Raw genomic sequence first — 14,141 nt, 5'->3', positions numbered from 1 at the left:
GGCGGAGGGGTGGTCAGTGGTCCTGGCGGAGGGGCGAGCCGGTCCGCGTGGCGCCCAGGGCGCTGAGCATGGGCTCGGTGACCATGCTCGCGGCCATCTCGTAGCCAGCGGCGGAGGGGTGGAAGCCGTCCTGGGCCCAGAAGCCCTCGGCGAGGTCGCAGTGGGCCACGTCGACGTAGGGGACGCGGCGGCGCGCGCAGATGGCCGCGGAGGCCTCCGTCTGGGCGTCCGTCCACTCGCGCAGCACACGGCGCAGGGTCCGCATGAGGACGGGACTGCGGTAGAGCTGCCCGGCGGAGCAGACCACCACGTGACGGGCGCGGCCGGCGGCGTCGTCCAGGACGGCCTCGAGGTCCTCCTCCCACTCCGCCAGGGAGCGGCGGGCCAGGAGGTCGTTGGAGCCTGCGCACACCAGCAGGACGTCGGCCTGGTCCACCTCGGGCAGGAACCGGTACCGGACGCGGCGCATGGTCGAGCCGAGCCGGGCGTGGGTGGACCAGGCCACGTCCTCACCGGTGCCAGCGGCCAGGAGGCGGGCGATACGCGGGGTCAGGGCCTGGCCCTGGCTGTCCACCCCGGAGCCGGCCACCAGGGAGTCCCCGACCGCCTCCAGGCGCAGGGCGCCCTCGGTGCCGGGAGAGGGCAGGGTGCAGCCGTCGGGGGTGATGACGCCGGACCTGGCCCCGGGAGGCTCAGGGGCCAGGTGCACGGTGCGCTGGGCGATGACGGCCTCGGCCACGGCGACGGGGCGCCGCAGGAGACGTTGGACACGGCCTGGGGGACGGACTGGGGCGGGGGTAGTCACGGTCCCGGAGTGTAGGAGCGACCGGCCCGCACCTCAGGGAGGCCGGCACCGGGGGGCGCATGAGCCTGGACACCCGCCGGGCCCGACGTCGTCCAGGGAGCGGCCGCGTCCAAGGGGCGGCCGCCGCGGGCGGCAGGCCTCATTCACCCTGGGGTCCTGGTCGGGCTGGCGGGGCGGCCGCGGACGGCAGGCCTCCTGCTGCTAGTGTGACCGCGCACTATTTAGCAGCAGTCGGGCGGCACCACGGGGGAGGACGACGGTGGGCACTGAGAGCACCGGAGACGCTGGGAGCCGGGGAAGCGCAGGCCCTGGGACAGGCTCTGGGGCGGTCACCGCGGGCGTTGACTGGTCGGAGCTGGACGGCGCCTACGGGCCCGCCACCGAGGTGCCCGAGGCCCTGGAGGGCCTGACCGACCCAGAGCTCGCAGACGACGCTCTCGATGACCTGTACTCCACCGTCCTCCACCAGGGCAGCCTCTACCCGGCCTCCGGGCCCGCCGTCCTCGAGGTCGCCCGTCTGCTCGCCGCAGGGCGCTGCGCGGATCCGACCGGCGCCCTTAGCCTCGTGGCCTACTACAGCCAGTGCGTCCAGGAGCATCGTGCCGCCCTGGCGTTCCTTCGGGCGTACCCGCGTGGATACCGGCGCGCCGAGGAGCGGCTCGGGGAGTACCGGGCCCGGCTCGACGAGGCCGTCGACGTCCTCGCCCCGCTGCTGGCCAGCCTCGGCTCCTTCGACCCGCTCGCGGCCCAGGCCCTCACCCTCCTTCAGGGCCGGCGCTCCCGGCTCGGCCCCCAGCGCGCCGCCGTGCTGGGCGAGCTCGCGTCCGCCGGCTCAGGCCCCGAGGGCGGTCCCGACGCGGCAATCGCCCGCGCCGCCGCCTTCGTGCTGGGCCGCCACGGCCTGGGCGTCCCCGACACGCCCGAGGCCAGGACCTGCGCCCTGCTCGGGCGCGTGGCGGGCAGCCGTGCGAGCGAGGAGGACGCCCGCACCCTGGCCGCCGACTGGTCCACGGCGCTGGGCGTCGCCGACGTCTGCCTCAACGAGCTCACGGACGACATCCCCGACCCCTCGTTGCCAATGTGGCTCGCCCTCACCGACCCGCGACTGGCCGCGGAAGTACTCACCGCCCTGCCCGCCGACGCCGGTGGAGCGAGCACGGAGGTTATCGAGGCCCTCACCGAGGCGGTTCTCAGGTCGCGCGGCGCCACGCCGTCGGCCCGTGAGCGCCTGCTCGAGCTCGCGGAGCGCCCCGACGCGGACCTTGACACCATGGTGGGCGCCCTGCGGCTCATGCGCTCGTGGCCGGAGGTCCGCGATGCCCTGGCCCGCCTGGCAGCGCGCCCTGAGGCACTGCGCCCGAGCCGCCACCGGGGCACACCGCGCACCGACGCCGCCTACGCCCTCGCCACCCAGGGCGACGGGCGCTGGGCCGGCCTGCTCGCCTCCGCGCTCCGGGCGCGCCCGAACCCCTCCGACCTGCGCCTGAACGGCATGACCGGGTTCGTGAGGGACTTCGCGGCGACGGGCGCCGCGCCAACACCCAAGCTGCTGGACGCCGTCGCCGGTCTCCTGACCGACCCCGCTGCCACCGACGATGCCATTGAGGCAGTACTCGACCTCGTGGGCGGCTGGGCCGAGCGCTGGCCGGCCAGCCTTCTCTCCTCCGTGGTCCCCGCCCTGGAACGGGTGCGTGCGGATCGGCCCCAGTCGAAGAAGGCGCTGAAGATCCTGGCGTCCTGGGGCGACGCCCCGACCCCGGCGAGACGACCCGGTGCCACGGCTCAGGCGTGGTCGAAGCAGGGCCGGCAGCTGGCAGCCGCCCGCCGCCGGGTCGACTCCGGACAGCCGGTGGCGGAGCAGCTGCCGCTGGTCCTCGCCATGATCGAGGGCGCTGGCCGCGACGTCGACGAGGTCGCCGGTGACGCGGCCGCCCTGGCGGTGCAGTGGGACCGCTCCGGTCTGCTGGACCCCGGTGACGCAGCCCGTCTGCGGAGCCTGCTCACCGAGGTGACCCTTCGTGACCCGGCCGACTCGGCCTCGTGGACGGGCGCCCGTCCGCTCGCACAGGTCGCCACCGTCATCGTGCCGATGACCGGGTGGCCGGGCACGCCCGAGCAGGCGGCCGAGCTCGTCGCGGCGTGCGTGACGAGCGGGCGACCGGGGAATCTGGATGCGGGCCTGGATCTGGCGGAATCGCTGGCCGCGGCGGCCGTTGCGCCACGGGCCGGTGAGGCCGTCGCGGAGGTCCTGGCCCGCCTGCTCGACGCCGATGAGAGGATCAGCCGCACGGGCGACGGCGTGGCCGAGGACGAGCGAGTACGCGACCGCCTGCGCGTACTGGCCGCGCGCCTGACTGCGCGTCCGCCCGCGCGTTCGCCTGCGGCCGGGCCCTCCCGGTGAGCTATGTGTCGTCCCCGAGCCGACCGACGCCCCGCCCTGACGGGCCCGCCAGCGCACTCCGGGCGCGGAGGAGCGCATAGCCTTGCCTCCATGACAACTGATGCAACGACGCCCGACCGGGCCGCCACGACGCGCACCGAGTCCGACTCCATGGGGACGATCGAGGTCCCCGCCGACCACTACTGGGGGGCCCAGACCGAACGGAGCCTGCACAACTTCGACATCGGTCGCAACACCTTCGTGTGGGGGCGCCCCATGGTGCGGGCCCTGGGCGTACTCAAGAAGTCCGCCCTCCACCGTCCGATGGACTGCTCGCTGATCTTCTCCTTGCACGCCGCTTCAGCCATCGAGACCTCCCCAGCCAGCACGCCCAGCACGATCAGGATCTTCTTCCCCCACCGAGATCGATGGTGGTCAGCCCACGCCCGATCCTCCTTCAGGACCTACACAACCGTCCCGCCACCAACTCTGACACGCAACATGCCTACCACCGGAACCAACGAGACAATCAACCCAACGAGCATGCGGGTGTAGCCTATCTTGTAGCGTTCTCTCCAGTGCTTCAACAGTTCTATCCCTAAGGAAAGACCCTCATGTCCCACCGTTCATTATTGCGTGCGCGTGCATGTGCTGCGTTCGCTGCTGTACTCGTCGCATTTCCCGTCAGTGGCTGTAGTGATGGCGACCATACTGTTCAGGTGCAGCCGCCGTTCTCTTCGTCGCAGCTTGATGATGCGAACTATCAAGATGTCGTCGCCCAGTTCCAGGAGGCTGGGTTCACCAACGTGACCACCGAGCCGATACCGGACCTGATCATCGGTTGGCTGACCGCCGATGGCGAAGTTGAAGAGATCTCAATTGCCGGCGATACCGAATTCGAAAGTGGCGAGCATTTCGATCCCGCTGTGGCTGTGATCGTGCGCTACCACACTTTCCCCGAAGACGAGTCGCCGTCACCCGCACCTGAACAGTCTGCCACGAGGGCGCCCTCCGGTGAAACCACAACGCAGGCAGCGGCGACTCCATCCAAAGCCGCCGAGACGAGTCCTTCAACACCAACCGCACCAGCCACCCTGACGGTGGAGAACAACGCTGATCTGGCAGCACTGCTTACCTTGAAAGATCCGTTCGACCCCTCGGTCGCTGCCTTCGCCGCCACTTACCAGGGCCAGATCATCGAGTTTGACGGCTGCGTGGTCGGCGTTGCACCGCACGGATCCTACAAGACCCGCTTCGACTACCTACTTTCGGCGGGCGACTACGATCCGGACAGCGCACTAGGTCCGGCATTCCAGCTATCCGACATCAATTACCATGACTTTCACTTTCCGCCCGAGAACGCTCCGAGCAATGTACCCGTCGGAACGAACCTGCACATTATCGCTAAGGTTGGAGAATATGACCCAGTATCAGGTAACTTCCAGCTAAAGCCAGTAGCGACGACTGTCAGATGAATGATGCGTAGACTTCTGCTACCATTTTCCAAATTAGGGGCATTCCGGTGTACGAAAATCCACTCATTGTAAAAGCTCAACTTGATTTGAGCACATTAAGAACGTTAGTATAAAATCGAGAGAGACTTTAAGTTTGGCGAAGCGAAATGGACACAACTGGTGAGACAATATCGATTTAACGAGAGTTATAGCGCCTCCAATTTTGGTATGTATTAAACTGCTCGCTGTCGCTGGCTGGGACTGCACGACAGCCTTTCGGCATACTGGCAGTGGAGTGCTGAATGTTATTCGGACTGTGCTTGTTTTGTGGGTCATGCTGCGATTTCGCAGCTCAGTAGCTCGCGCTCCTACTTCGTTCGGAGTGCGATAACTGAGCCCTGAGTGAAGCCGCTTGTGATTGTTATGTCAGCTCTATCCAGGACGTGACATCCTTGATGGCATGTTCTCGCGTGGGATACACCATGGGGGGTGTACTCGTTCGTTCCCCGGTGTGGGGTTGAATGACTCGGCCCAGGCATTGTCCCAACACACACCGGTCCGGCCCACCGAAGCGCGGATACCATACTTGCGTAGATGTTCGGAGAATTGATCCGACGTATACTGTGGTCCGCGGTCTGAATGAAAGATCGCCGCCACCTGGAGTGTGGGGGCGGTTGCGCACGGCCATGTTGATCGCGTCGCACACCGGACTGGTGCTCATATGGCGGGCGATGCAATAGCCCACCACTTTCTTCGTGCAATAGTCCAGGACGGTTGTCGGGTAGACGAACCCCGGCCCAGGTGCGGATATAGGTGATGTCGCCCACCCGCTTCACGCCAGGGGCAGCGGGTGCTGAAGTCGCGCCCCACCAGGTCCGGTCGGGTGCCGGCGTCGCCGGCGGGCACAGTGGCGCGGACTTTTGGCGTGGCTGGGCGGCAACGAGGCCCAGGTACCGCATGATTGATCGGACCGTGCCCGGGGCAGACGATCGTGCCCTTTCCGACTCAAAATGGCGGCGATTCTCCGATAACCGCACCAGCCGTCTTGGTTCATCGAACTCGGCCTTAATGAGCACGCCAAGCTCTTTTCTCCTTGATTCCGACTGTGAGTCCCCTCGGTCACGCCATGAGTAGTAGCCGGACTTCGATACGCCTACCCACCGGCACATCGAAGCAATCGGATATCTGCCTTCTTCGCGATTGATAAGCTCGTACCGCTGACTCACCGCCGTTCCTTCGCGAAAAAGGCCGCTGCTTTTTAGGAACTCGCATCCCTGACGCAGCCCGCGCACCTCGTTCCCCAGTCTCGCGATCTCAGCTGATTCTAAAACAGCCCTGCTGTCTTCCTCAGTGGCATGTTCCCACCTATACCTGCCGATCCAGTTGCGCACTGTTTACGGCACCAAATCATAAGGCGACGCCACCTCTGCCACCCACCAACCCTTCTCCATGACCTCGAGCACAACCTGCTCCTAGCAGCTCACCAGAATACTTCACCCTAGACATGACTCCATCCCATCGGATCAAAGGACAACAAAATCCCCCAGTGTCCGAAAACGCCACTCACTCCGAGTCGGATGGATATGGCATGGCGGGCAGCGCTCAGGCGAGGGCGGTGGAGGGGATGTTCCAGGCGCGGCCGGCGCGGCGGGCGGCCAGGGTGCTAGCGGCGATGCGCTGGCGCACGCCCCGGGAGTGATGCCCAGGCGCTGGGCGGCCTGGGCGACGCTCAGGTGAGGCGGCCGAGGTCAGCTTCGACGTTGATGTGGTAGCGGGCGTCGAACAAGGCGGTGGGCAGGGCGTCGATGCCGTGGACGCGGCCCAGGGCGCTGACGATGGCCAGGGCGGTGGCGATCGCCTGGCGCAGGTCCTCGGCGGGGAAGGTGATGATGGCGTACCAGATGTCGTCGTGCCATGCCTCCTGGCCGACGCTGGGATGGTAGGGGGCCAGGGCATTCATGAGGCGCTCAATGACGTCGTCAAGGTCGGTGTCGGCCGGATCGGGGTCGGGAATGAAGTAAACAGTGGCGTTATAGTCAATGGTGGGCACGGCAAGGCCTTTTCTCACTCGCATTGCGTACAGCAGCACCGTAGCAACTGGTTTGCGTATCGCAACCTTGGGGGTGCGGGCGGGAGGTCCCGCGCCCCGAACAGGGGGCCGTCCCGGCGCACGGCCGATGAGTAGTCATCCAGTGATTGCAGGATGATGTGGTGCCAGAGTGCGTCGGGCCCGTCGCCCAACGCTAGGAGGCTTGCGCATGGGTCGGTCTGTGGGCAGGACGCCGGCCGCCGGCGCGCCAGTTGGCAACTCCCAGTCCCGAGAGCAGCATCTCGGAGCCGCCCGCACGGTCCAGGTGGTCCGCGCTCCGGCTAATGTCGGTCCTATTGCCTATTAGTGTCCACGCTCCAGGAGCTGCGATGACCCTTGCAGACGCAACATCAACCGACGACCGCCATGACCGTGCCACCGGGGCCCTGGCGGGTCTCGCCCTGGGTGACGCCCTGGGCATGCCCACCCAGGCCCTGAGCCCAGCCAGCATTACTCGCCTCTACGGGGCGGTCACCGGACTCGTGGACGCCTCCCCCGAGCAGCCCTACGCGCCCCTGGCGCCGGCCGGCTCCGTCACCGACGACACCGAGCAGGCCTGGCTTCTGGCCGAGCAACTCCTCGACCCGTCCCCCGACAGCGGCGGGGCCGGTCATATTGAGCCCAGGGCACTAGCTCAAGCCCTCATGAACTGGGAGGAGGACATGATCGACCGCGGCTCCCTGGATCTCCTGGGTCCTTCCACGAAGGCCGCCCTGGAGGAACTGCGCGCGGGCGCCGAACCTGGAACCACCGGCCGCACCGGGACCACCAATGGCGCCGCCATGCGGGTGACCCCGGTCGGGATCGCCTACACCACCGGGGCCCCAGCCGCCTGGGAACCGCTCTTCGGCACCGGCGGGCACGCCTGCCTGACGGCCTTCGGCCAAGCCGTGCGTGAATCCTGCTTGGTCACCCACAACACCATCCAAGGGTTCCAGGCGGCCGGTTTGGTGGCGGCCGCCGTCAGCCACGGCATTGACGGCGCCGACACCCTCACCGCCGTGCACCTGGCCCAGGCAACTGTTGCCTCCCTGCCTGCTCAGGGCACTTGGGCGCCCAATGCCTCAGTCCTGGCGGTTGCCAGCAGCGCCGTCGAGTACGCCGCCGATCATGCGGGTGATGATGCCTCCTTCCTCATGTGGGTACGTGATCATGTGGGTACTTGCGTAGAGTCCACCGAATCTATTCCAACCGCCCTGGCCCTGGCCGTCCGCTACCGCCACCGCCCCTGGGAGGGGCTACTGGCCGCCGCCAACCTCGGCGGGGACACCGACACCATTGGGGCCATTACCGGAGCCATCCTGGGGGCGACCCACGGCGTGCGCGCCTTCCCCGCTCAGGCCCTGACGCGCGTGCAGGCCGTCTCCGACCTGGACCCCGGTGCTCTTGCAGCGCGACTCCTCCGCCTGCGCCGCCGCAATGACCCGGTCGAGGTTTCACAGAAGGCCGGCGCCGGTCGGCCGGCCCACCCGAGCGGGGCAGCCGACCCCGCGGCCCACCTGAGCGGGGCAGCCGACCCCGCGGCCCACCTGAGCGGGGCAGCCGATCCCGCGGCCCACCCGGGCGGGCAGGTCGGTTCCGCCGGCCCGTCAGTCGGCCCCGCCCAGCCGGTTGGACGTGTCCTGCACCTGGGTGAAGTTCTCATCGACCTATCCATGCGGGTACCCAATCTGCCGCCGCGGGGCGGGGATGTCTTCGCCACCAGCCACGACATGAGCCCCGGCGGCGGGTTCAATGTCCTGGCCGCGGTGCGCCAGTGGGGATGCGACGCCGTGTACTGCGGAGCCCTGGGTACCGGCCCCATGGCGCGAATGGCCCGCGCCGCCCTGGACTCCATAGGCGTGCTCCACGCCGGACCGACACTGTCCACGCACGACACCGGCGTAAGCGTGGCCCTGACTGAGGCTGACGGCGAGCGCAGCTTTATCTCCACTGCGGGTGCCGAGACGCTCACCCCACCGGAGTGCTACCAGCACCTGGCGGTGGGGGAGCAGGACCTGGTCTACCTGTCGGGCTACTCCCTGTGCGCGCCCGCCACCCGCGAAGGCCTGCTGCGCTTCGCCTCCAGCCACGCCGGCCTGCCCCCACGGCCCGACGGCGTCCCGCGCGTCCTGGTTGATGCCTCGCCCATGGTGGGGGAATTAGACCTGTCCGACCTCCAGGCGTTGGGGGCCCTGCGACCCCTGTGGTCCCTCAGCGAGCGTGAGGCCCACATTCTCACTGGACGACTGGGCGACCAGGGAGACGCCGGAGCCTCCGGTCCGGATGGCCCGCGGGAGGCGGCCGGTGCGCTCGCGAAGTACCTGGGTTCCCCAGTGCTGGTGCGGGCGGGAGCCCAGGGCGCCTGGTTCGTTGACATGTTGGACGGCACGCCCCCCGCGGACCCAGTCCATGTGCCCACGGTGCCGGTGACGCCCGTGGACACCAATGGGGCAGGGGACGCGCATGCCGGTGTGCTCGCCGCCGCGCTAGTCCAGGGCGCGCCCCTGCGCCGGGCACTGGTTTTAGCCAATTGCGCTGGCGCGTTGTCGACGCTCACCGCCGGTCCGGCCACCTGCCCCGAGCGGCATAGTATTGAGCAGGCGGCCGGCGCTTTGAGCAAGCGAATGAGTGTCATGACACTGCGCTAGGGTGGTATGATGGCGAGCCAATGATGGTTCTTCACCGCCGGCGCCTCCCATCCGAGGGCGCCCCTGGTGGTGTGGGCGCCCTCTTCTCTTACGAACAGGAGTTCCATGAGCAATCCCACCACTGGAACCGAGGCCGCGGCGCCCAACACCCTGTTGGAGAACGCCGGGCTCGACGTCATCGCTGAGTCCGAGCGCAAGGGCCGCCCTCGCGACCTCTTCATGCCCTGGTTTGCCGCCAACATCTCCGTACTGGGCCTGTCCTGGGGTGCGTGGGTGCTGAGTTTCGGCCTCAATGCCGTCCAGGCGATTATCGCCGGGACCATTGGCATCACCTTCTCCTTCTTCCTGTGCGGGGTCATGGCCGTCCTGGGCAAACGGGGCAGCGCTCCCACGCTCGCCCTGTCGCGGGCCGCTTTTGGCTACAACGGCAACCGGCTCTCGGCAGTGATCTCCTGGATGCTCACCGTGGGGTGGGAGACTGTCCTGTGCATCTTGGCGACACTGGCCTCAGCCACGGTCCTGGAGGCCCTGGGCTGGCACAACACCGTCGGGGCGCAGATCGTCGGCTTCCTCATGACCGTGGGACTGGCGGCGAGCGCCGGCATTCTGGGCTTCGACACCATTATGAAGGTCCAGACCTGGATCACCTGGGCCACCGGCGTCCTGACCGTCATCTACCTCATCCTGGTGGCGGGGAGGATTGACTGGACGGCCCTGGGCTCCCTGCCCGCAGGCAACGCTGCCGCTTTCATTGGCGCCCTGGTCATGGTCACCACTGGCTTCGGCCTGGGCTGGGTCAACGCGGCGGCCGACTACTCTCGTTACCTGCCGCGTACCGCCTCCACTGTCGGCGTGGTGGGCTGGACCACCACTGGTGCGGCTCTGCCCTGTGTCATTCTCATCATTGCCGGAACACTGCTGGTGGGCAGCGATGCCGAACTCGGCGAGGCCATTAACACCGACCCCATTGGAGCCCTCACCACCGTCTTGCCCACCTGGTTCCTCATCCCCTTCGCCATTGTGGCGATCCTGGGCCTGGTGGGCGGCATCATTATGGACCTGTACTCCTCGGGCCTTTCGCTTCTGGCCACCGGGGTGCCGGTGCGCCGTCACGTGGCTACGAGCATTGATGCCACGATTATGACCCTGGGTACCATTGCGGTCATTGCCGGCGCCGACGGTTTCCTCGGTCCATTCCAGGGTTTCCTAACCACTCTTGGTGTTGTGATTGCTGCCTGGGCCGGTGTCATGCTCGCCGAGGTTGTGATGCGTCGGCGCGACTACGACGAGAAAGCGCTGTTCACCCCCGACGGCGTTTACGGTTCGGTCAACTGGGAGGCCGTGGCCCTGGTCCTGGTCGGCTCCATTGTCGGTTGGGGCCTGGTGGTCAACTCCGCCGCCTCTTGGCTCACCTGGCAGGGGTATCTGCTGGGGCCCCTGGGGGGTAAGACGGGTGCTTGGGCCTTCGCCAACCTCGGGGTCTTGGCGGCCCTTCTTATTGGCTTCCTGGGCCACCTGCTCTTGGGGCGGGCCCGTGTAACTGCCCAGGAGGCGGCTGCTTCTACGGTTCCTACGGTTGAGGAGGCTGGGGCGTGAGCGTGGACGTCCCCGGCCCGGGGCTGCTGGCCGCCTTAGCCGAGTCCGGGGGAGTGGCGGGGCCAGGGGCCGCCATGGAGGGGGCTCACCAGATTGCCCGGCGCACCGGGGCTGCGTCCCACGATCTGCTCGTGGTCCTGGGCTCGGGCGCCGCCAATGCCTTGCGCGGGTGGGGCGAGCCGGCTGCGAGCCTGCCGCTGTCCGACCTGCCGGGGGTGCGGGCGCCGTTGGCCCCCGGGCATGAGGACCGGCTCGACTCCTATGAGCGGGCCGGTAGGAGGGTGCTCGTCGCCCAGGGCCGCACCCACCTCTATGAGGGGCATGGTCCGGCTGCGGTGGTGGCCTTGGCCCGGGCGGCCGCGGCGTCGGGCGTGCGTGGCGCAGTGCTGGTCAACGCCAATGGCTGCCTGCGCGAGTGGGGTCTGGGGGAGGTTGTGACCATTACCGATCATCTCAACCTCACCGGGGCCTCACCCTTTGAGGGTACGGTGTTTGTCGATGTGCGCGGCGTGTGGGACGAGGGGCTCGTGGCAGTGCTGCGGGACGTGACCCAGCGCGAGGGTACTTATGCGGCGCTGCGCGGCCCGGAGTACCAGACCGGGGCCGAGACCCGGATGCTGGCGCTTCTGGGGGCGGACTGCGTGGGCATGTCCACGGTCCTGGAGGCCATTGCCCTGCATCAACTGGGGGTGCGGGTGGCCGGAATGAGTGTCGTCTCTGATCTGTCCTTTGCTGAGCAGCCCACTGATCCGCAGGAGGTCGTGCGCCTGGCCGGCGCGGCTCACCGGACGCTGGCCACCGGCGTCGAGGCGGTCCTGGGCGCGCTGTGAGGTCGATGCCTCTATTTGTCTGCGTTCTCCTGGCGCCAGGAGAACGCAGACAGAGATGGGTGAAGGGCGTCCGGGCCGTGGCGTCTCGCAGCCCCACCTCGTGGCGCACACGGGTGGGAAACAGGTGGGGAGGGGTGTGGAGGGGGCCGTGTCGCCATAGTGTGTCCCCGTGAACGGCGAGGAGATTATGGCGCGCAGCCATCAGGTGGCCCAGGAGCTGCCCGGCAGCACACTGGAGCGGCCCTTCGGGCCGAGTTGGGAGGTCTACAAGGTGCGCGGCAAGATGTTCCTGGCGATCAACGAGGCCGCCAGCCCCGAGATGGTTAACGTCAAGTGCGACCCGGAGGAGGCGCGGGCGCTGCGGGCCGCGCACGACTGGATTGCGCCGGGCTATCACATGAATAAGCGCCACTGGATCACCATGACGCCAGCGGAGGAGACCGACCCGATTCTCCTCCGTGAGCTCATTATTGGTTCCTATCTGTTGGTTGTTGCCGCCCTGCCCAGGGCTCGCAGACCCGTGGACCCCCTGCTCTACGCGCATGCCGCCGGCCTGGCCCAGTAGCGGTCGGGCCGGCTCCGTGGAGCCGGTAGGGCCGGGGTCGCCGCAGTAGGGCGGTAGGGCGGGATCGCCAGGGGCCGGTCCAACGGCGGCGGGTGCGTCTTATGCCGCTGCTGTGGCCGCTGTAGCCGCGGCCCTGGGGCGGGGCGCGCCCGGGGGACGAACGGTAGCCTTGGCCGCATGGCACCCGAGACCAGTACCAGCGCAACCACGCGCACCGAGTCCGACTCCATGGGGACGATCGAGGTCCCCGCGAACCACTACTGGGGCGCCCAGACCGAGCGATCCCTGCACAACTTCGACATTGGCCGCAACACGTTCGTGTGGGGCCGTCCCATGATCAAGGCCCTGGGCGTGCTCAAGAAGTCCGCCGCCCTGGCCAACGCCGAGCTCGGCGAGCTGCCCCGCGACGTCGCCGACCTCATTGCCGCCGCCGCTGACGAGGTCATCTCCGGCAAGCTCGACGCCGAGTTCCCCCTGGTGGTCTTCCAGACCGGCAGCGGCACCCAGTCCAATATGAACGCCAACGAGGTCATCTCCAACCGCGCCATCGAGCTCGCGGGCGGCACCATGGGCACCAAGACCCCCGTCCACCCCAACGACCACGTCAACCGCGGCCAGTCCTCCAACGACACCTTCCCCACGGCCATGCACATTGCCGTCGTGTGCGAGCTCGCCGCCATGTACCCGCGCGTCCAGCAGCTGCGCGACACCCTGGACGCCAAGGCCAGGGAGTACGACGACGTCATTATGGTGGGCCGCACCCACCTGCAGGACGCCACCCCCATCCGCCTGGGCCAGGTCATCAGCGGGTGGGTCGCCCAGATCGACCTCGCCCTGGACGGCATTCGCTACGCCGACTCCCGCGCCCGCGAGCTGGCCATCGGCGGCACCGCCGTGGGCACCGGCCTGAACGCCCACCCGAGGTTCGGTAAGCTGACCGCGACGAAGATCAGCCAGGAGACCGGTATTGAGTTCACCCAGGCCTCTAACCTCTTTGCCGCCCTGGGCGCCCACGACGCCCTGGTCCTGGTCTCCGGGGCGCTGCGGGTGCTGGCCGACGCCCTCATGAAGATCGCCAACGACGTGCGCTGGTACGCCTCCGGCCCGCGCAACGGCATTGGCGAGCTCATTATCCCGGAGAACGAGCCCGGCAGCTCGATTATGCCCGGCAAGGTCAACCCCACCCAGTGCGAGGCCATGACCATGGTGGCCACCCAGGTCTTCGGTAACGACGCCACGGTGGGTTTTGCCGGCAGTCAGGGTAACTTCCAGCTCAACGTGTTCAAGCCGGTCATGGCCTGGAACGTCCTGGAGTCCATCCGCCTGCTGGGTGACGTCTGCGTGTCCTTCGATACCCACTGCGCCTACGGCATCGAGCCCAACCGCGAGCGCATCGCGGCCAACCTGGAGACCAACCTCATGCAGGTCACCGTCCTGAACCGTCACATCGGCTACGACAAGGCCTCCAAGATTGCCAAGAACGCGCACCACAAGGGGCTGTCCCTGCGCCAGTCCGCCCTGGAGCTCGGCTTCGTCACCGAGGCGGAGTTCGACGCCTGGGTGGTGCCCGCGGACATGACCCACCCCAGCGCCGCCACGGACTGAGCGCCGCGCCGGGGTCTGGCCGCGCCAGGGCGGGACGCATGGTCCCCGCAGCCGGCCCGGCCGGGGCGCCTCTGGTGTGGGGGCGGACAGGGCTCCCGCGTCCTGGGGCGGCGGTCGCGCTCCCGTCCTGGCAGCGCGGCGTCGTGGTGCTGTGCCGCGGCACGGAGCTGTGGCGCCGCGGCTGACC

At 68.2% G+C, this 14,141-nt stretch carries 9 protein-coding genes and 1 pseudogene; 8 read left to right on the top strand and 2 right to left on the bottom strand.

Features of this window, described 5'->3' with window-relative positions:
• Positions 1–13: 13 nt before the first annotated feature.
• Positions 14–805 carry an SGNH/GDSL hydrolase family protein gene (locus JJJ15_RS03480; RefSeq protein WP_200511464.1) on the bottom strand — a complete coding sequence of 264 codons (792 nt, stop codon included), beginning with the start codon at positions 803–805 and terminating at the stop codon, positions 14–16.
• A gap of 259 nt (positions 806–1,064) precedes the next feature.
• Between JJJ15_RS03480 and JJJ15_RS03475 the strand changes: the two genes are divergently transcribed.
• The 3 genes and pseudogenes from JJJ15_RS03475 to JJJ15_RS03465 all read left to right on the top strand — a co-directional run bounded on the left by JJJ15_RS03475 (position 1,065) and on the right by JJJ15_RS03465 (position 4,660).
• The gene (locus tag JJJ15_RS03475; RefSeq protein WP_200511463.1) at positions 1,065–3,206 is read left to right on the top strand and encodes a hypothetical protein; all 2,142 of its coding nucleotides are present in this window, start codon (positions 1,065–1,067) and stop codon (positions 3,204–3,206) included.
• Positions 3,207–3,296: 90 nt separating this feature from the next.
• Positions 3,297–3,497: pseudogene (gene fumC / locus JJJ15_RS03470) on the top strand (class II fumarate hydratase); the annotation flags it as partial.
• A gap of 302 nt (positions 3,498–3,799) precedes the next feature.
• Positions 3,800–4,660: a DUF4839 domain-containing protein gene (locus JJJ15_RS03465; protein WP_084682563.1), complete on the top strand. Its 861-nt coding sequence runs from the start codon at positions 3,800–3,802 to the stop codon at positions 4,658–4,660.
• A gap of 1,708 nt (positions 4,661–6,368) precedes the next feature.
• On the opposite strand, the gene JJJ15_RS03455 is transcribed toward JJJ15_RS03465, so the two are convergent.
• Positions 6,369–6,689 carry a hypothetical protein gene (locus JJJ15_RS03455; RefSeq protein WP_043563083.1) on the bottom strand — a complete coding sequence of 107 codons (321 nt, stop codon included), beginning with the start codon at positions 6,687–6,689 and terminating at the stop codon, positions 6,369–6,371.
• A gap of 368 nt (positions 6,690–7,057) precedes the next feature.
• Between JJJ15_RS03455 and JJJ15_RS03450 the strand changes: the two genes are divergently transcribed.
• From JJJ15_RS03450 to fumC (JJJ15_RS03430), 5 genes are all read left to right on the top strand, one after another.
• Complete coding sequence (locus tag JJJ15_RS03450) at positions 7,058–9,358, top strand: PfkB family carbohydrate kinase (protein WP_200511462.1); 2,301 nt, start codon at positions 7,058–7,060, stop codon at positions 9,356–9,358.
• A gap of 105 nt (positions 9,359–9,463) precedes the next feature.
• Entirely contained in the window at positions 9,464–10,954 is a 1,491-nt protein-coding gene (locus JJJ15_RS03445) for a cytosine permease (protein WP_200511461.1), read from the top strand.
• 74 nt (positions 10,955–11,028) lie between these two features.
• Positions 11,029–11,784 carry a purine-nucleoside phosphorylase gene (locus JJJ15_RS03440; protein ID WP_200511915.1) on the top strand — a complete coding sequence of 252 codons (756 nt, stop codon included), beginning with the start codon at positions 11,029–11,031 and terminating at the stop codon, positions 11,782–11,784.
• Positions 11,785–11,953: 169 nt separating this feature from the next.
• A complete protein-coding gene (locus JJJ15_RS03435) occupies positions 11,954–12,349 on the top strand; it encodes an MmcQ/YjbR family DNA-binding protein (protein WP_246742135.1) in 396 nt (131 codons plus the stop codon).
• Between the two features lie 177 nt (positions 12,350–12,526).
• Positions 12,527–13,954 carry a class II fumarate hydratase gene (gene fumC / locus JJJ15_RS03430; RefSeq protein ID WP_200511460.1) on the top strand — a complete coding sequence of 476 codons (1,428 nt, stop codon included), beginning with the start codon at positions 12,527–12,529 and terminating at the stop codon, positions 13,952–13,954.
• The last annotated feature ends 187 nt before the right edge of the window (positions 13,955–14,141 follow it).

Origin of the sequence: Actinomyces sp. HMT897, from assembly GCF_016626125.1 — a bacterium.
GTDB lineage: Bacteria > Actinomycetota > Actinomycetes > Actinomycetales > Actinomycetaceae > Actinomyces.
Note: the sequence above shows the minus strand (reverse complement) of the source record. Positions and strands in the feature narration are given on the sequence as shown.

What these genes read in the sequence shown, in the direction of transcription:
- JJJ15_RS03465 (WP_084682563.1), top strand. Translation starts at nt 3,800, where the DNA reads ATGTCCCACCGTTCATTATTGCGTGCGCGTGCATGTGCTGCGTTCGCT.
- JJJ15_RS03450 (WP_200511462.1), top strand. Translation starts at nt 7,058, where the DNA reads ATGACCCTTGCAGACGCAACATCAACCGACGACCGCCATGACCGTGCC.
- JJJ15_RS03445 (WP_200511461.1), top strand. Translation starts at nt 9,464, where the DNA reads ATGAGCAATCCCACCACTGGAACCGAGGCCGCGGCGCCCAACACCCTG.
- JJJ15_RS03440 (WP_200511915.1), top strand. Translation starts at nt 11,029, where the DNA reads ATGGAGGGGGCTCACCAGATTGCCCGGCGCACCGGGGCTGCGTCCCAC.
- fumC (WP_200511460.1), top strand. Translation starts at nt 12,527, where the DNA reads ATGGCACCCGAGACCAGTACCAGCGCAACCACGCGCACCGAGTCCGAC.